We start from the raw sequence: 18,371 nt of genomic DNA, 5'->3' as shown, positions 1-18,371 counted from the left end.
TTCTTGCGCCTGACTTCCTGATACGAGCCCCCCATGAGCTTTGATTTCGACACGATCCACCCCCGCCTCGGCACCGGCAGCACCAAGTGGAACCGTTACCCGCAAGACGTGTTGCCGATGTGGATCGCCGACATGGACATCGCCGCCCCGCCCGCCGTCCTGCAAGCCCTGCACGCGCGCCTCGACCAGCAGGTGCTGGGCTACAGCGTCGCCGGGCCGGATGTGCGCGAGGCGATCATCGCCGACCTGTGGGCCAAGTACGCCTGGCGTGTGCAACCGGATGAGCTGCTGTTTCTGCCCGGCGTCGAGCCCGGCTTCAACATGGCGCTGCACGCGTTTGTCCAGCCGGGCCAGCCTGTGGTGCTGCAAACCCCCAACTACCGGCCGATCCGCCTGGCACCGGGCCACTGGAACCTGCCACGCATCGAAGTACCGTTCAAGCTGTTGAACGGCGAATACCTGACGCCAATGCCCGCGATGCGCCAGGCGCTCAACGGCGCTGGCGCGCTGTTGCTGAGCAACCCGCATAACCCCATCGGCAAAGTCTTCCCTCGCGAAGAACTGCTGGCCGTGGCCAACGCCTGCCTGGAACACGGCGCGCTGATCATCTCCGACGAGATCCATGCCGAACTGTGCTTCGACGGCCGCCGTCACATTCCCACCGCCAGCCTCAGCCCCGAGATCGCCCAGCGCACCATTACCCTGATGTCGGCGAGCAAGGCCTACAACGTCGCCGGCCTGAAGACCTGCTTCGCGGTGATCCAGAACGCCGAGATCCGCGAGCGCTTCAACAATGCCCGTTGCGGCATGGTCGACAGCGTCAGCCCCCTGGGCCTGGAAGCCACCCGCGCGGCCTACAGCCAGTGCAGTGACTGGCTCGACGCGCTGATGCAGTACCTGCAAAGCAACCGTGACTACCTGCTCGACGCCGTGCAAACCCGCCTGCCTGGTGTGGTGATGCACGCGCCACAAGGCACCTACCTGGCTTGGCTGGATTGCAGCGCCCTGGGTCTGGATGACCCGCAGCAGTTCTTCCTGGAGCAAGCCAAGGTCGGCTTGAGCGCCGGTATCGAGTTCGGTGACGACAGCCAGCAATTCGTGCGCCTGAACTTCGGCTGCCCACGGGCCATGCTGGAAGAAGGCCTGCACCGCATGGAGCGTGCCCTGCGTAACCGTCAGGCCTAATTCACAACTTTTCGCAACGAGTGCCGAACCCCTGCTGTTACTGTTTTTGCCGACCGCCACAATCGGCTACAGCAGGAGTTCCATGGCATGACGACCCAGCCCCTCGATCGCTCGTCCGACCCCAAAGCCCTTCCCCGCACGCCGCCCAAGTCCGGCGCGCAGTTCCATGTGCTGCTCAAGAACAGCGCCAATAACAAGAAGGTAGAGGCCCACGACAAGACGCCGTCCGGGTTGGATGCCAGTAAGAAGGACGGCTACGAACTGGCCGCCAAGGATGCAACACCACCTCCTGCCCTCGCCGACTACAAGGCCATCGGCCCACCCGATGAAGTCGGCCCGGGGCTGATTCGTTATGAGACCCAGGACGGCAAGAAAGTCATCGTCAGCGAGCAAGACAGCCCCGAGTTGTTCAAGCAGGTCAGTACCGACTTCAAATCCCTCTCCGGCGTGGTCGCCAGCCAGAATGCCGGCTACCAGAGCCTCGGCGCCGACGGCAGCGCCCCGGCGAAGCTCGCGGACTACAAATCCCTCGGCCCACCCGATGAAACCGGCCCGGGGGTGATCCGCTACGAGACCCAGGACGGTACCAAGGTCGTCATCAGCCAGCGCGACAACCCCGAGGCGTTCCAGAAAGCCAAGGACGCCTATGCCAGCTTCACCGGCCTGTCCAGCAGCGAAGACGCCGGGTACAAGCGCGCCAGCGACAATGAAGTGTGGCCACCCTACGGCGGCACGGCGGTTGGCCCGGTCGATGAAGTCGGTCCGGGGCTGATCCGCTTCGAAAGCAATGGCCAAAAAATGGTGGTAGCCCGCGACGACAACCCCAAACTGTTCGACTACCTGGCCGGCCTGCACGAGGTCTACACCGACCCTGGCAAGAAAGCCGTGGTGGAAGGCGAGCTGAACAACGGTGCAGTGCTGGCCGACGCCAATACGCCGGTGCCGGGCCTCAACGATTACAAGAATTTCAACTGGAACAACGACCAGAAAGACAACATCCTCACCTACGAACTGCATGACGGCACCAAGGTTGTGGTATCGGCCGACGTCAGCCCCGAGCTGTTCAAAAGCGTCGCCACCGCCAATGACACCTGGGCCAAGATCCACACCAGCGAAGGCGAAGGCTACAAGCTGGCCGGGCCGAATGACTTCCTGAAGAACACCGACATCACCTTCGGCTCCCCGGATGAACTGGGCGACGGCCTGATCCGCTATGAAACCAGCGAAGGCAAGGTCATCGTTTCCAAGGAACTCAGCCCGCAGCTCTACGACGACGTGGCGGCCAAGTGGGAAGCCTGGAGCGCCAGCTCGGTGGACGACACCCGCGCCAAGCACAACCTGCCCAAGGCCGATGAGCTGGATGTGCTGAACCTCGACACAGGCGTGCATGCCGATGAGAAGGACGACAAGTCGCCCACCCTCAGCGTCAGCGAGTTGGCCACCACCCAACTGATCGACACCTACCGTGAAGGCGTGAAAAACGGCTCGATCCCCAAAGACGACCCGCGTGCCAAGCTGGTCCGGGCCCTCGAAGCCCAGGCGGCCTATCAGAACGGCCACGGCATCACCGGCTACGAAGAGGCCAAGCGCCCGTTCAACACCACCTGGCGCGAGTTTGATGACAAGCAGACCGAGCTGACCTCGGCCGACATGCACGACATCATCGACGGCAAGGCCGTGCAAAAGCAGATCGGCGAGCTGTTCAACGACCCGACCGTGCAGTCTGACTACAAGTCGAAAATGGACGAGGCGATCAACAAGCTGCCGAACAAGGACGAGATCAAGCAGAAGCTGCTGGACCTCACTTCCAACCCGGATTACGTGCTGTACCTCAAGGACCTGCAGAGCCAGGGCAAGACCTACGAGGCGCAGAAAGACCTCAGCGATACCCTGACGTCGTTGTCGCTGTTCGACCCGGAAGCCGCGAGCAAAGCTGCGCAGAACATCCAGGCCGATGGTTTGACCACCGACCTCAATGCGATCCTGTCGGACCCGAGCAAGATCTCCGACGAGAACAAGGAACTGGCGACCAAGGACCTGTTCGGCCTGCTCAAAGGCGTGCTCAAGGGCAACGTGCTGGACTTGCCGCGCCGCACCCAGGAAACCCTGGAAAAATTCCTCAACGAGGGCCTGCAAGGCAAGGAAAAATCCGCCGCCGTCACCAAGGCCCTGGAAGAGCTGGGTGCCGTGTACCAGAAAAACGGTGCGATCAGCGAAGCCGACCTGAAAACCGCCTTGAGCAAACCCTACATTCCGGTGGCCGATCGCGGCATGCTCGGCGAGGTGTTCAACACCCTCAACAGCAAGGGCATCCTCGGTTCCCTGGGTGCCGGTGTGAGCCTGTTCTCCGGGATTTACCAACTGGTGGGCAAAGGTGGCAAGCTCGGTGAAACCCCGGCGCAACGCATGACCATCGCCAAGGACTTCCTGAGCTTTGCCGGCGGCTCCAGCCACTTCGTGCGCCTGGGCGACAAGATCGGCGAAGCCCTGGGCAAAGGTGGGCTGGTGGACTTTCTGGGGCTGGACAAGACGCTGCCTGAGATCTGGGGCAAGACCGGCATGCAGGAGCCGAACTTCGAGTTTCGCGTCAGTGAATTGCCCTCCGACGTCAAATCCAAGATCGCCACTGCCCTCGATGCTGTGCCGGACAGCCAATACGACGGCATCGCCAAGATGTTCGGCGACGGCGACAAGGCCGTCACCGAGGCCACCGAAGGCCTGGCCACGCACTTGGATGACGGCCTCGCGGCTGCGGGCGCGGCCAAGCTGGGCGCGTCCAAATCGGCGAAGATCGCCGGGTCCGTGATCAAGGTACTCGGCCCCGCCACGGACATTGCCGGTGGCTTTGCCGACATCGTGTTGGGCGCGTTGGCGATCAAGAGCGGCGTGAAGGATAAGGATCCCCTGGCCCAGGCGGCCGGTGGCCTGCAAGTGGCCGGCGGTGCATTCGGTGCCTCGGCGGGCGTGCTGGGGGCTGCGGCGCTGTTTGGCGCGGGCACGGCGGCGGCGTTGACCGGGCCGTTGTTCCTGGTGGGTGTGGTGTTGGCGGTGGTCGGCGGGATCATTGGCTACTTCGTCGACCACAACAAAAAGCAGAAGGCTACCGAGAAGGAAAACGACTGGTACCGCGACCTGGCCGGCGACGGTCTATTGCAGGACAACTGGGCTGACAAGGTCGAATACGCCCACTACGAGATCCACCATTACGGTGGCCGTGACGCGCCGACCGACGACAGTATCTTCCGTTTCCAGCAGTCGGAATGGGAACACTTCGACGAGACCCCGCAAAAAGGCGGCTCGTCGAGCAATCGGCTGGATGGGGGCTTGCACAAGGATTACAAAGACCCGAACGAGAAACCGAAGAATCTGCCCAGCGATGCCCCGCCGGAAAGACCGCAGCCTCATCCACCCGGCGGTTCAGGCCCGAAAATAGCCTGAGTGTACGCAAAGCAAAATGTGGGAGCGGGCTTGCTCGCGAATGCGGAGTGTCAGTCGGTACATTCATCACTGATATAGCGCTTTCGCGAGCAAGCCCGCTCCCACATTGGGATTGGGTTCACAGTTTGGCGATGGACACTTCGGTGGACTTCACAAAGGCAATCACTTCACTGCCCACTTTCAATTCCAAGTCACGCACCGAGCGGGTGGTGATCACCGAAGTGACAATGCCTGACGCGGTCTGCACGTCGATTTCCGACACCACTTCCCCCAGCAGGATTTCCTTGATCACGCCCTTGAACTGGTTGCGCACGTTGATCGCTTTAATGGTCATGTCGGCTTTCCTTTTGGCTGTTGGGTCAATCCGCACGAATGCGCAGGCCCTCAAAATGCGCCATCGACGCGAATATTAAAAGGAATATATAACTCTTTATTTATTCGATACAGATATATAAGAACTGTTGCCCAGCCAACAGTGCTTCAACAATCTGCTCTCTGCCACCACAGCATTCAGCCCCTACACCCCCGCAAATACGCCTTCCAGGCACATGGCACAGAGACTGCATATTCCTATAAAGCATGATGGAACATGCAAACCAAATTTTCTGAATATAAGAAAAGCCTTCTCTCAACGCCTTGCCGGAGCTGTTCCATGAAAGCCTTCACCCAACGCTTATTCGGCGCCTGCGCCCTCGCACTGTGCCTGCCAACCCTGGTCCACGCCGCCGACACCGATCCCGCCGAAGTCAACCTCGACTACGCCTATTACTCGCCCGTGAGCCTGGTGCTCAAGCACTTCGGCTGGCTGGAACAAGCCTTGCCGCAATCCAAGGTGGGCTGGGTGTTGAGCCAGGGCAGCAACCGTTCGCTGGAGTACCTCAACAGTGGCGGTGTGGACTTTGCCTCGTCGGCCAGCCTGTCGGCAGTACTGAGTCGCGCCAACGGCAGCCCGATCAAATCGGTGTACGTGTACAGCCGCGCCGAATGGACCGCGTTGGTGGTGCGCAAAGACTCGCCGCTCAACAGCGTCACCGACCTCAAGGGCAAGAAAATCGCCGCCACCAAAGGCACCGACCCGTACCTCTTCACCCTGCGCAGCCTGCAACAGGCCGGGCTGAAAAAGGACGACGTAGAACTGGTGCACCTGCAACATCCGGACGGCCGCACTGCGCTGGAAAAAGGTGACGTGGACGCCTGGGCCGGTCTGGACCCGCACATGGCCGCCAGTGAAATCCAGGCCGGTTCGCGCCTGCTGTACCGCAATAAAGACTTCAACAGCTACGGCGTGGTCAGCGTCACCGAGAAGTTCGCCAAAACGCATCCGCAGACCATCACCAAGGTGCTCGGCGCCTATGAAAAGGCTCGGGATTGGGCGGTGAAGCACCCGGATGAATTCGCCAAACTGCTGGCCGACGAGTCCGGCCTGCCGCTGGAAGTGGCCAAGCTGCAACTCTCGCGCACCGACCTGAGCACGCCGTTCCTGAGCAGCAAGGATGTAGTGGCGTCGAAGGCGGCCGCGCCGATCCTGGTGTCCGAAGAACTGATGCGCAAAGGCGTGAATGTGGACCAGGTGATCGACCAGTTGATCGACACCTCGTTCGGCCATTAAGGAGCCCGTGATGACCAGCAAAACCCAAGCATTGCCCCTTGCCGCACCGGTGGTGATCAACCGCAGCGCTTGGCCGCGGCGGCTCAAGGGCCTGGTGTTGCCGGTGCTGATCCTGCTGGTGCTGGAGGTGGTGGTGCGCGTGGGTTGGCTGCCGTCGTACCAGATGCCGGCACCCAGCGAGATCGCGGTGACCCTCACCGACCTGGCCGAAGGCGCATTGTGGAAACACATCAGCGCCAGCCTCGGCCGGGTGCTGCTGGGCTTCGCCATTGGCGCCAGCCTGGCCTTGGTGTTTGCCGCCTGGGTCGGCTTGAGTCGTGAGGCGGAGGCCTACCTCGAACCGACCTTTGCAGGGCTACGTTCGATCCCGAGCCTGGCTTGGGTACCGCTGTTGCTGCTGTGGCTGGGCATCGACGAAACGTCGAAGATTGTGCTGATCGCGATTGGCGCATTTTTTCCGGTGTACCTCAACGGCGTCGCGGCCATTCGTGATATCGACCGCAAGCTGGTGGAAGTCGGGCAAATGTACGGTTTCAGCCGGCGGCGGCTGGTGCGTCGAATCCTGCTGCCCGCCGCGCTGCCGGGCCTGTTCACCGGGTTGCGCAGTGGCTTGAGCCTGGCCTGGATGTTCCTGGTGGCGGCTGAGTTGATTGCGGCCACTAAGGGGCTGGGTTACCTGCTCAGTGATGGGCGGGAAACCTCGCGGCCGGATATCGTGCTGGCGGCGATTATCGTGTTGGCACTGTTGGGCAAGGTCAGCGATGGCCTGCTTGCGACGTTGGAGAGGCGTTGCCTGGCCTGGCGCGACACGTTCCAGGGAGCAGGACAATGAGCGTAAAACCGCTGTTGGATATTCACGTCGCGCGTAAAAGTTTCACCAGCACCACCGTGTTGAAAGACGTGCGCCTGGTGCTGCAACCACGCGAAGCCGTGAGCCTGCTCGGGCCAAGCGGCTGCGGCAAAAGCACCTTGCTGCGCATCGTCGCCGGCCTGGAACAGGACTTCCAGGGCGAACTGCGCAGCCCCGATGGCGAAGTAGCCTTTGTGTTCCAGGAACCCCGGCTGATGCCCTGGCTCACGGTGGAACAGAACATCGGCTTCAGCGATGACAGCCACTACGACAAGGCCTGGGTCGCGCAGTTGATCGAGGAAGTCGGCCTGAAGGGTTTTGCCCAGGCGCTGCCCAAGGCGTTGTCCGGCGGCATGGCGCAACGGGTAGCGATTGCGCGGGGCCTGTATTCACGGCCGCAGGTGTTACTGCTGGATGAGCCGTTCAGCGCAGTCGATGCGTTTACCCGTATGAAGCTGCAGGATTTGCTGCTGCAACTGGCCGAACATCATGCCATCGCCTTGTTGCTGGTGACCCATGATGTGGATGAGGCACTGTACCTGAGTGACCGGGTGCTGGTGATGGACAACCGACCGAGCAGCATTCGCCAGGAATTGGCGGTGAACCTGCCGCACCCGCGTGACCGGCGTGATCCGTTGCTGGCGCAGCTCAAGGCGCAATCCCTGACTGAGCTGCAACGTGCCCACGTGATCTAGACGACCTTGCGCAAGGTCACCCAATACCGCGTCCGCGCCTGCACCTCCAGCCCCAGGGTCGAGGCCAGCAGGTTGAGGATGCGGTCGGTGTCGTCCAGGCGGAAACTGCCGGTGACCCGCAACGACTCCAGACTCGGCTCCCAGCGCAACACACCCGACCGATAACGCTCCAGCTCCCGCAGGAAGTCACCCAGCGCCTGGTTCTGCGCGGTCAGCACGCCATCGCGCCAGCCTAGTTGCAACACATCGAAAGGCACCCAGGCCCCTAGTCCGCTGGCTTTGAGCGGCGCTTGCTGCCCACCTTGCAAAGTCGCCATCTGCCCGTTCAAGTCGCGCACCTGGACGGAGCCTTCAAGCACCGACACCAGACAACCGGCGGCCAGCTGCCGTACACACACTTCAGCCTGACTGACGCGCAGCTCGCCGTAGCGCGTCTGCACGGTCATCGCCGCCGTGCCTGGCACATCCAGCGCCAGCTCGCCCTCCACCAGACTGATGCGGCGCTGCGCCAGGTCCACGTCTACCGCCGTCGCCGTATTGAGCTGCAAGCTGGCGCCATCGGCCAGCCCCATTCGCTTACGCTCGCCGGTGGCGGTGTGCACGTCGGCACGCCAGGCCTCGATGGGCAATTGGCGGCTGACCAACCAAGCGGTCGGCACCAGCGCAGCGATACCCAGCGCACGCTTGAGCACGGCACGGCGTCCCGGTTGCGGACGGTCGAGGCTGGCCATCGCCAAGGCCTGGGGCAAGTCGCTGAAACGCTGGCGCAGGGTCTGGGCTTTTTGCCAGGTCTGTTCGTGCTGGGGGTGGCTGTCACGCCAATGCTGCAATGCGGCGTAATCACGCTCAGTGGCCGCGCCGGACTCCAGCAGCGCCAACCATTGCGCGGCGGCGCGGGCAACGTCGCGGCTCACAGGTCCACCAGCAGGCAATGTTCGTAGGCCTGGGCCATGTAGCGTTTGACCGTGCGCTCTGACACGTCGAGGCGCTCGGCAATCTCCCGGTAACCCAGCCCTTCCAGTTGGCTCCACAGGAAGGCGCGGCGGACCAGCACCGGCAAGCCATCCAGCAATTCATCCAGGGCCTGCAAGGTTTCCAGCACCAGCCAGCGCTGTTCAGGCGACGGCACGCAGGTTTCCGGGAGGCTCGCCAAGGCATTCAGATAGGCCTGTTCAAGGCTGCGCCGCTGATGAAAATTCACTAATAGACGCTTGCCGACGGTCACCAGGTAGGCGCGCGGCTCCTGCATCTGTGCAATCGGCTGGGCGCTGGCCAGCACGCGCAAGAAGGTATCCTGGCTCAGGTCGGCCGCATCCCAGGCATTGCCCAGACGCCGGCGCAGCCAGCTTTCCAGCCAGCTACGGTGGTCACGGTACAGGCTCGACAGCGTCAGTTCGGGGGCGTGGGTCGGAACAACAGCATCATTCATGGCAAGCGACCTGCGCGGCGCGAGTGAGTCTCAAATGAGATTCATTCTATTTAATATCGTGCCGACACACCATGCCCTTTACACATCACGTTCAGAGCATCGCAGCCTTCTTTCGCAACAAGTCGATAAACAACCCCAGTTCACGGCTCACCACCTCGCCTTTGCGCAGCAACATGCCAAATGGCGCCAGTCGTACTTCCAAGGCCACCGGCAGTGCGACGACCAGGCCCATTTTCAGGTAATCACGCAGCGCACTTTCGGACAGCACCATCACTGCGTCAGTGAGCTGGATCAACTGCTGCATGGAGTACACCGAGCTGCATTCGATGATGTCCGCCGGGCTGGGCAGCGCCAGATCCTGCAGCGCCTGGTCGAAGCCGATGCGCGCCGGGCTGGTTTGCGGTTGCAGGATCCATGGCCAGTCGCGCACCAATTCATCCAGCATCAACTGCTCACGCTGGGCCAGGGGGTGGCCCGCGTGCACCACCACCAGCAAGCGTTCGTTGCCCAGGGGTTCGAAGCTGTAGTGCTCGTTGTCGGTGGCAGCATTACGGCGCGAGATGGCCAGGTCGATGCGTCCCTGTTCAAGCAACTGGATCACCTGATCACTGGTGTCACCCATGATGCGGATACGCAGTTGCGGGTTCAGCGATTTAATCTGCGCGATGGAATCCATCACCAGGTCCGGTGCGGCGCCCATGATGGTGCCGATCGACAGGTAGCCGTAACCGCCCTGCTGCCGCGCCATTAAGTCTTCGGCACACCGGTCCAATCCGCTCAGGGCGGATTCGGCAAAGCGAATCAACTCCTGGCCAAGTGCCGTAGGACGCATCCCCCTCGGCAACCGCTCAAACAGATCACAGGCGAACATGTCCTCGATCTCACGCAGCATGCGCGTGGCAGCAGGCTGCGACATGTTCAGCGCCTGTGACGCACGGTGCAGGTTTTGGCTGGAGCTCAGCGCGACGAGCATATGCAGATGCTTGTAGCGCAGGCGGTTGAACAGGCTGGGAGAGATCGCGGGACTGCGCATTTTTATCCTTGTTATCGATACCCTGAGGTTATCACTTGTAAGCGAGATTCGATTTGTAGCGCATTGCTCGGCCGCCGTACAGTCCGTCCCATAAGAACAAAACATCGGACGCCACTATGAAAACCCTCCCCGCGCCCCTGCTCGCCAAGATTTCCTGGCGACTGCTGCCCTTCCTGCTGTTGATGTACATCATGGCCTTTCTCGACCGCGCCAATGTCGGGTTCGCCAAACAAGCTTTCCAAGCCGACACTGGCTTAAGCGACGCCGCCTTTGCGTTTGGCGCTGGCGTGTTTTTTGTCGGCTACGCGCTGCTGGAAGTGCCGAGCAACCTGATCCTGCACCGTGTCGGCGCCCGTCTGTGGATGTGCCGCATCATGGTCAGTTGGGGCCTGATCTCGGCCGCCATGGTGTTTGCCCACAGCGAAACCAGCTTCTATGTGCTGCGTTTTTTACTCGGCGTGGCCGAAGCCGGATTTTTCCCCGGCGTCATTCTTTACCTCACCTACTGGTTCCCCCAGGCCGTGCGCGGCAAAGCCATGGGCTTCTTCTATTTCGGCGCGCCACTGGCCTTCATCTTCGGCAGCCCGTTGTCCGGTTTGCTGCTGGAAATGGACGGTTTTGGCGGCATCCACGGCTGGCAGTGGCTGTTTGCAGTGGAAGGCCTGATGGCAACCGCGGTGGGCATCTGGGCCTACTGGTATCTGGACAATCGCCCCGCCGACGCCAAGTGGCTGACCCCGGCTGAGCGTGAGCAAGTGCAGAGCCTGCTGGATCAGGAAGACCAGCACAAAACCTCCCACGGTCGCAGCCTGCTCACCGTGCTGTGCCAACCGCCGGTGTTGTACCTGTGCCTGGTGTACCTGCTGATCCAGGCCAGCGTCTACGGCGTGGTGTTTTACCTGCCGACCCAAGTGGGCGATCTGCTCGGCACCAAGGTCGGCTTGATGGTCGGGCTGGTCTCGGCCATTCCCTGGCTCTGCGCACTGTTTGCAGCTTGGTGGATTCCCAGCTACAGCGACCGTACCGGCCTGCGTCGCCAGACCGCCTGCCTGACCCTGCTGATGGCTGCCGCCGGCATTGCCTGCTCAGTGACCTTCGCCAACCCGCTGCTGGGCATGCTCGCGCTGTGTTTTGCCGCCTCGGGTTTCATCGCCGTGCAGCCGGTGTTCTGGACCTTTCCCTCCAGCTACCTGGCCGGCAGCGCTGCCGCAGCCGGCATTGCACTGATCAATTCCTTCGGCGCCCTCGGTGGCTTCATCGCCCCGGTCATCAAGCACTGGGCCGAAGGTGCCTTCGCGTCCCCGGCAGCCGGCCTGTACCTGCTGTCCGCCACCACGGTACTGGCTGCATTGCTGGTGCTGGGCATCCATTCACCCGGCCGCACCGCGTCGAAAACGCCGGCCACTGTTTAACGCCAGGAGTCACACCATGGGTCATCTCACCATCAAACACGTCCGCGCCTTTGTACTGCGAGGCGGCGGCGCCGATTACCACGACCAGGCCGATGGGCATTGGATCGACGACCATATTTCCACGCCGATGAGCAAATACCCCGAGTACCGCCAGAGCCGCCGCAGTTTTGGCATCAACGTGCTCGGCACCCTGGTGGTGGAGATCGAAGCCAGCGACGGCACCGTCGGTTTCGCTGTGACCACTGGCGGTGAACCGGCGGCTTACATCGTCGAGAAACACCTGGCGCGCTTTCTCGAAGGCGCCCGCGTCACCGACATCGAAAAAATCTGGGACCAGATGTACCAGTCCACCCTCTACTACGGGCGTAAGGGTCTGGTGATCAACACGATTTCCGGCGTCGACCTGGCGTTGTGGGACCTGCTCGGCAAAATCCGCCAGGAACCCGTGCACCAACTGCTCGGCGGCGCGGTGCGTGATGAGCTGCAGTTCTACGCCACCGGCGCGCGCCCGGACCTCGCGCAGAAAATGGGTTTTATCGGCGGCAAAATGCCCCTGCATCACGGCCCCAGCGAAGGCGAAGAAGGCCTGCGCAAGAACCTCGAAGCACTGGCGACCATGCGTGAACGGGTCGGCCCGGACTTCTGGCTGATGCTCGACTGCTGGATGAGCCTGGATTTGAACTACGCCACCAAGCTGGCGATCGGCGCCCATGAGCATGGCCTGAAGTGGATCGAAGAAGCGTTGTCCCCAGACGATTATTGGGGCTATGCCGCCCTGCGCAAGAACGTGCCCAAAGGCATGCTGGTGACGACGGGCGAACACGAAGCCACCCGCTGGGGGTTCCGTATGCTGTTGGAAATGGGCTGCTGCGACATCATCCAGCCCGACGTCGGCTGGTGCGGCGGCCTCACCGAACTGGTGAAAATCTCGGCGTTGGCCGATGCGCATAACGCAATGGTCGTGCCCCACGGTTCGTCGGTGTACAGCTACCACTTTGTCGCCACCCGCCATAACAGCCCATTCGCCGAGTTCCTGATGATGGCGCCCAAAGCGGATGAAGTCGTGCCGATGTTCCACCCGCAATTGTTGGGCGAACCGGTGCCGGTGAATGGCCGCATGCGTTTGTCGGCGCTGGACAAGCCGGGCTTCGGCGTTGACCTGAACCCCGACTGCCAACTGCACCGTCCCTACAACCGCTGAGGAACCCGCCATGAATATGCCCCGCAATGGCTTCAAGGCCGCCCTCGCCAAGGACGCCACCCAATACGGCATCTGGGTCGGTTTCGCCACCGGCTACGCTGCCGAGATCGTCGCCAGCCTGGGATACGACTGGATGCTGATCGACGGCGAACATGCACCCAACACGGTTCCGAGCATCCTCAACCAGTTGCAGACGGTCGCGCCGTACAGCACCGCGCCAGTGGTGCGCGCCGTCAACAGTGACGCCAGCCTGATCAAGCAACTGCTCGATATCGGCGCCCAGACCTTGATGATCCCCATGGTCGAAACCGCCGAACAGGCCCAGGCCCTGGTGCGTGCCATGCGTTACCCGCCCCACGGCATCCGTGGCGTCGGCGGCGGTCTGACCCGTGCCACGCGCTGGGACGGCGTGGACAACTACCTGAACACCGCCCATGAAGAGCTGTGCCTGATCGTGCAGGTGGAATCGCGCCTTGGCGTGGAAAACGTCGCCGCGATTGCCGCCGTAGAAGGCGTTGACGCTGTGTTCATCGGCCCCGCCGACCTGTCCATCGGCCTTGGTCACGCCGGCAACCCCGGCCATCCTGAGGTCCAGGAGCGCATCAAGCACGCCATCGACGCCACCCTCGCCGCCGGCAAGGTCAGCGGCATCCTGGCGCCCAACGAAGACGATGCACGCCGCTATCAGGCCTGGGGTTGCCGCTTTATCGCGGTGGCCATCGACATCAGCCTGCTGCGCCAGAGTGCCCTGACCACCCTTGCCCGCTATCGCCCTGCCGCCGAAACGAAAGCGCCTGCGCGTACTTATTGAGGAACCTGCCCATGTCATCCGTTCCCGTTTACCAGAACTTCATCAATGGCCGCTTCAGCTCCAGCGAAGCGCACATTGACGTGCTCAACCCGGCCACCGGTGCGCTGCTGTCGAAGGTGCCGGCGTCCACCACCGCCGAGGTCGACCAGGCCCTGGCCGCCGCACGCCAGGCGCAAAAGACGTGGGCGCGCAAACCCGCCATCGAACGTGCCGGGCACCTGCGCCGCATCGCCGCCAAGCTGCGCGAGAACGTTGCGCACCTGGCGCGCACCATCACCCTGGAACAAGGCAAAGTCAGCGGTTTGGCGGAGGTGGAAGTGAATTTCACCGCCGACTATCTCGACTACATGGCCGAGTGGGCACGACGCATCGAAGGCGAGATCATCACCAGCGACCGTCCCAATGAAAATATCTTCCTGTTCCGCAAGCCGTTGGGCGTGGTGGCCGGCATCCTGCCGTGGAATTTTCCGTTCTTCCTGATCGCGCGCAAAATGGCGCCGGCGCTGCTCACCGGCAACACCATCGTGATCAAGCCCAGCGAAGAAACCCCGAACAACTGTTTCGAGTTCGCCAAGCTCGTCGCCGAAACCGACCTACCCGCCGGGGTGTTCAACGTGGTCTGCGGCGACGGCCGGGTCGGCGGCGCGCTCACAGCGCACACCGGCGTCGACATGATCAGCTTCACCGGCAGCGTGGCGACCGGCTCGCGGATCATGACGGCCGCCGCACCGAACATCACCAAGCTCAACCTGGAACTGGGCGGCAAGGCACCGGCCATCGTACTGGCGGATGCCGACCTGGAGCTGGCCGTCAAAGCCATCCGCGATTCGCGCATCATCAATACCGGCCAGGTGTGCAACTGCGCCGAGCGGGTGTACGTGGAGCGCAAGGTTGCCGACCCGTTTATCGAACGCATCAGCGCAGCCATGTCCGCCACCCGCTATGGCGACCCTATCGCCCAGGCCGACGTGGAAATGGGCCCGCTGATCAACCGCCAGGGCCTGGACAGCGTCAACCGCAAAGTACGCACCGCCCTGAGCCAGGGCGCAACGTTGGTCAGCGGCGGGCAGATTGCCGACCTGGGTGCGGGTTTTCACTTCCAGCCGACGGTATTGGCTGGATGCCGCGCCGACATGGAGATCATGCGCGAAGAGATCTTCGGTCCGGTGCTGCCGATCCAGATCGTCGACGACCTCGACGAAGCCATCGCCCTGGCCAACGATTGCGACTACGGCCTGACTTCGTCGATCTACACCCGCGACCTGGGCAAGGCCATGCACGCGGTGCGCGAAATCGACTTTGGTGAAACCTACGTCAACCGTGAAAACTTCGAGGCCATGCAGGGCTTCCATGCCGGCGTGCGCAAATCCGGCATTGGCGGCGCCGACGGCAAGCACGGCCTGTATGAGTACACCCATACCCATGTGGTGTACCTGCAAAGCTGAGCTGGTTAATCGGGGCCTGGCGCGCTAGCGTGCTGGCCCCTCCGAATTTGCTTTTGATAAGGACTGCGTCATGCCCCTGACTGCCTACAGCGGCCCGATCATCGACAGCCATTTGCACCTGTTCGACCCACGTCGCCCCGAGGGCATTCCATGGCCTGAACCCGGTAACCGGCTGTATGCCGCGCACCTGCCGGCGGATTACTGGACCCTGGCCGCGCCGCACAATGTGGTCGGCGCGATTGCCGTGGAAGCCAGCCCGTGGCGCGACGATAACCGCTGGCTGCTCGACATCCTGCGCAGCGAACCGCGCATGCTTGGCTTTGTCGGCAACCTGGATCCGCTGCACTCAAGCTTTGCCGTCGACCTCGACGCGTTGACCAATGAGCCGCTGTTTCTCGGCCTGCGCTACGGCAACCTGTGGGATCGCGACCTGCTGCAAGACCAGGCGCGCCCGGGCTTTATCGACGGCCTGCGCCAACTCGCCGCCAGCGGCCGTGGCCTGGACAGTGCCAACCCAAATCCGCGTCTTATCAAAGGCCTGTTGCAGTTGAGCGATAGGCTGCCCGAGCTGCGCATCATCATCGACCACCTGCCCAACGCCCAGGTGCCATCAGGCGAAGAAGCGGCCTATCACGCCGACCTGCTGCGCCTGGCCGAACGCCCGAATCTGTTCGCCAAACTGGCGGAGATTCCCCAGCTCGGCCCTCAAGGCTTGATCACCGACACGGCGTTCTATAACGATCGCTTGGCGGTGTTGTGGGAAGCCTTTGGCGAAGACCGCTGCTTTTTCGGCAGCGACTGGCCCAACAGCGATCACCTGGCGGATTTCGCCACCACCCTGGGCCTGGTCAAGCGCTGCGTGGCCGGTAAACCCGAGGCTGTACAAGCCAAATTCTTCCTGCACAACGCGGTGCGGATCTACACGCCCAACCATGGAGCGCCGTAATGCAGACCCGTGCCTTTCGCATGAACCTCAACCCCGGCCAGGCCGATGAATACCGCAAGCGCCACGACGACATCTGGCCCGAACTGGCCCAGGCCTTGCTCAATGCGGGTGTGGTGGACTACCGGATTTTCTTCGATAAACCGGGCAATGCGCTGTTCGCCGTGCTGACCCACGAAGACGTCCACGGCCTGGACGAACTGCCCGGTACAGCACTGATGCAGCGCTGGTGGGCCTACATGCAGGACATCATGCCCAGCCACGCAGACGCCTCGCCGATCAGTGTTGACCTGCTGCCCATGTTCCAACTGACGCGCCCCTGATCCAACCGACGCACAACAACAATAAAAAAAGGATTCGACTACGTGGAAATCATTCTCCTTGGTGTGATTCTGCACTTTATCGGCGGCTTCGCTTCCGGCAGTTTCTACATCCCTTACAAGAAGGTCCGCGGCTGGGCCTGGGAAAGTTATTGGATCACCGGCGGCCTGGTGTCCTGGCTGATCGTGCCGCTGATCGCGGCGCAACTGACGGTGCCCGGCTGGGTGGACATCCTGCGCAACGCCGACACCAGCACCCTGCTCTGGACCTACCTGTTCGGCGTGTTGTGGGGCATCGGCGGGCTGACATTTGGCCTGACCATGCGCTACCTCGGCTTGTCCCTGGGCATGTCGCTGATCATGGGCCTCACCTCGGCCCTCGGCGCATTGATGCCGGCGCTGTACCGCGACCTCTTCACCACGGAGACCGAAGGTACGCTGACCTCGATGCTGGCCTCGCAAGGCGGGCATTGGGTGTTGTGGGGCGTGGCCGTATCGCTGGTCGGCATTGCAGTGTGCGGCAAGGCCGGGCTGATCAAGGAACGAGAAGTGCCCCAGGCGGTGAAGTTCGCCAGTGTCAGCGAATTCTCCCTGGGCAAGGGCATGCTGGTGGCGGTGATCTCCGGAGTACTGAGTGCGTGTTTCAGCTACGGCATTTCCGCCGGACGACCGCTGGCCGCCGCTGCTGTAGAGCACGGCGCCAACAGTCTGTTCCAGAACAACGTGACCTTCATGGTGATCATGTGGGGCGGCCTCACCACCAACGGTATCTGGTGCTTGTGGCTGAATTGGCGCAACCGCACCTTCCATAACTACACCGACCGCAGCACCCCACTGTTGGGCAACTACCTGTTGGTGGCGATTGCCGGCACCCTGTGGTTTCTGCAGTTTTTCTTCTACGGCATGGGCGAAAGCCGCCTGCAGAACGACGCCAGCTCTTGGGTACTGCACATGTCATTCATCATCATCGTGTCCAACTGCTGGGGCCTGTATTTCCGCGAATGGCACGGCACCAGTGCCGCCAACAAAGGCGTGCTGGTGGCGGGTATCGCAGTGATCCTCGGCGCAATCGCCATGGTCGGCTACGGCAATTACCTGGGCTGATGTCGCTTATTTCTTGAAGGAGAGTTTTTATGTTGCTTGCAGACAAAACCGTGATCATCACCGGCGCCTCCCGTGGCATCGGCCGCGCCGCCGCCCGTGAATGTGCGCGCCAGGGGGCCCGCGTGGTCATCGGCCACAGCGGCAGCGGCCAAGGTACGGAGGCTGCGTATTCGTTGATCGAGGAGATCAAGTCCTTCGGCGGCCAGGCCATCGAAGTGGGCGGCGACGCCGCCGACCCGGACACCGGCGACAAGCTGGTGGCCGGCGCAGTAAAAGCCTTCGGCAGCGTCGACGTGTTCGTCAACAATGCCGGTATCTGCCCGTTCCACTCGTTCCTCGACATGCCCCGCGAGGTCTACCTGAAAACCGTCAACACCAACCTCAACGGTGCCTATTTCGCCGTACAGGCGGCGGCCAACCAGATGAAAAACCAGGGTCGCGGCGGCGCGATCATCGCCGTCAGCTCCATCAGCGCCCTGGTCGGCGGCGGCATGCAGACCCACTACACACCCACCAAGGCCGGCCTGCATTCGTTGATGCAATCCTGCGCAATTGCCCTGGGACCGTACGGCATTCGCTGCAACTCGGTACTGCCGGGCACCATCGCCACAGACATCAACAAGGACGACCTGGCCGATGAGGAAAAACTCGCCTACATGACCGCGCGCACGCCGCTGGGTCGCCTAGGTGAGCCGGATGATGTGGCCGGGCCCATCGTATTCCTGGCCTCGGACATGGCGCGCTACGTAACCGGCGCCTCGTTGCTGGTGGATGGCGGGTTGTACGTAAACCTGCAGTAACACCCCGCTCCTCCAACCACCACAGTTCCAATGTGGGAACGGGCTTGCTCGCGAATGCAGTGTGTCAGACACAGGATTCATGCCTGAACCACTGCT

Annotated in this window: 17 protein-coding genes; 13 read left to right on the top strand and 4 right to left on the bottom strand. The window is 62.2% G+C overall.

Features of this window, described 5'->3' with window-relative positions:
* The first annotated feature begins 33 nt into the window (after positions 1-33).
* Positions 34-1,185, top strand: coding sequence for a MalY/PatB family protein (locus RB216_RS13100; RefSeq protein WP_308908799.1), 1,152 nt, complete (start codon positions 34-36; stop codon positions 1,183-1,185).
* 87 nt (positions 1,186-1,272) lie between these two features.
* Positions 1,273-4,623, top strand: coding sequence for a hypothetical protein (locus RB216_RS13095; protein WP_068933502.1), 3,351 nt, complete (start codon positions 1,273-1,275; stop codon positions 4,621-4,623).
* 118 nt (positions 4,624-4,741) lie between these two features.
* Here RB216_RS13095 and RB216_RS13090 read toward each other — a convergent pair whose 3' ends face one another.
* Positions 4,742-4,957: a TOBE domain-containing protein gene (locus tag RB216_RS13090; protein ID WP_003173733.1), complete on the bottom strand. Its 216-nt coding sequence runs from the start codon at positions 4,955-4,957 to the stop codon at positions 4,742-4,744.
* A gap of 318 nt (positions 4,958-5,275) precedes the next feature.
* Here RB216_RS13090 and RB216_RS13085 point away from each other — a divergent pair, with 318 nt between their 5' ends.
* From RB216_RS13085 to RB216_RS13075, 3 genes are read left to right on the top strand one after another with little or no spacing between them, the layout of a single operon-like run.
* Positions 5,276-6,232 (top strand): aliphatic sulfonate ABC transporter substrate-binding protein, encoded by a 957-nt coding sequence (locus RB216_RS13085; protein WP_308908798.1) that lies wholly within the window; start codon positions 5,276-5,278, stop codon positions 6,230-6,232.
* A 10-nt stretch (positions 6,233-6,242) separates the two neighbouring features.
* On the top strand, positions 6,243-7,064 hold the full coding sequence (locus RB216_RS13080; RefSeq protein WP_028616019.1) for an ABC transporter permease: 822 nt from the start codon (positions 6,243-6,245) through the stop codon (positions 7,062-7,064).
* The gene (locus tag RB216_RS13075) at positions 7,061-7,777 is read left to right on the top strand and encodes an ABC transporter ATP-binding protein (protein ID WP_028616018.1); all 717 of its coding nucleotides are present in this window, start codon (positions 7,061-7,063) and stop codon (positions 7,775-7,777) included. Before RB216_RS13080 ends, RB216_RS13075 begins: the two co-directional genes overlap by 4 nt.
* On the opposite strand, the gene RB216_RS13070 is transcribed toward RB216_RS13075, so the two are convergent.
* The 3 genes from RB216_RS13070 to RB216_RS13060 form a co-directional block, all read right to left on the bottom strand.
* The gene (locus RB216_RS13070) at positions 7,774-8,691 is read right to left on the bottom strand and encodes a FecR domain-containing protein (RefSeq protein ID WP_236321304.1); all 918 of its coding nucleotides are present in this window, start codon (positions 8,689-8,691) and stop codon (positions 7,774-7,776) included. The genes RB216_RS13075 and RB216_RS13070 overlap by 4 nt on opposite strands.
* A complete protein-coding gene (locus RB216_RS13065) occupies positions 8,688-9,206 on the bottom strand; it encodes a sigma-70 family RNA polymerase sigma factor (RefSeq protein ID WP_028616016.1) in 519 nt (172 codons plus the stop codon). The genes RB216_RS13070 and RB216_RS13065 overlap by 4 nt, the downstream gene beginning before the upstream one ends.
* A 91-nt stretch (positions 9,207-9,297) precedes the next feature.
* Entirely contained in the window at positions 9,298-10,239 is a 942-nt protein-coding gene (locus tag RB216_RS13060) for a LysR family transcriptional regulator (RefSeq protein ID WP_028616015.1), read from the bottom strand.
* Positions 10,240-10,355: 116 nt separating this feature from the next.
* On the opposite strand from RB216_RS13060, the gene RB216_RS13055 reads away from it, so the two are divergent.
* From RB216_RS13055 to lra1, 8 genes are all read left to right on the top strand, one after another.
* A complete protein-coding gene (locus RB216_RS13055; RefSeq protein ID WP_028616014.1) occupies positions 10,356-11,651 on the top strand; it encodes an MFS transporter in 1,296 nt (431 codons plus the stop codon).
* Positions 11,652-11,667: 16 nt separating this feature from the next.
* Positions 11,668-12,852, top strand: coding sequence for an L-rhamnonate dehydratase (gene rhmD, locus RB216_RS13050; RefSeq protein WP_028616013.1), 1,185 nt, complete (start codon positions 11,668-11,670; stop codon positions 12,850-12,852).
* Positions 12,853-12,862: 10 nt separating this feature from the next.
* Complete coding sequence (locus tag RB216_RS13045; RefSeq protein WP_122685226.1) at positions 12,863-13,663, top strand: HpcH/HpaI aldolase family protein; 801 nt, start codon at positions 12,863-12,865, stop codon at positions 13,661-13,663.
* Between the two features lie 11 nt (positions 13,664-13,674).
* Positions 13,675-15,108: an aldehyde dehydrogenase gene (gene aldA / locus RB216_RS13040; protein WP_308908797.1), complete on the top strand. Its 1,434-nt coding sequence runs from the start codon at positions 13,675-13,677 to the stop codon at positions 15,106-15,108.
* 70 nt (positions 15,109-15,178) lie between these two features.
* On the top strand, positions 15,179-16,054 hold the full coding sequence (locus RB216_RS13035; RefSeq protein ID WP_308908796.1) for an amidohydrolase family protein: 876 nt from the start codon (positions 15,179-15,181) through the stop codon (positions 16,052-16,054).
* Complete coding sequence (gene rhaM, locus RB216_RS13030; protein WP_028616009.1) at positions 16,054-16,374, top strand: L-rhamnose mutarotase; 321 nt, start codon at positions 16,054-16,056, stop codon at positions 16,372-16,374. Before RB216_RS13035 ends, rhaM begins: the two co-directional genes overlap by 1 nt.
* A gap of 42 nt (positions 16,375-16,416) precedes the next feature.
* On the top strand, positions 16,417-17,475 hold the full coding sequence (rhaT, locus tag RB216_RS13025; RefSeq protein ID WP_122685230.1) for an L-rhamnose/proton symporter RhaT: 1,059 nt from the start codon (positions 16,417-16,419) through the stop codon (positions 17,473-17,475).
* A 29-nt stretch (positions 17,476-17,504) separates the two neighbouring features.
* Positions 17,505-18,275, top strand: coding sequence for an L-rhamnose 1-dehydrogenase Lra1 (lra1, locus tag RB216_RS13020; RefSeq protein WP_028616007.1), 771 nt, complete (start codon positions 17,505-17,507; stop codon positions 18,273-18,275).
* Positions 18,276-18,371: the final 96 nt, after the last annotated feature.

The organism is Pseudomonas canadensis (genome assembly GCF_030980095.1).
GTDB classification, from domain to species: Bacteria; Pseudomonadota; Gammaproteobacteria; order Pseudomonadales; family Pseudomonadaceae; genus Aquipseudomonas; species Aquipseudomonas canadensis.
This window is presented reverse-complemented; position numbering and strand designations above follow the sequence as displayed.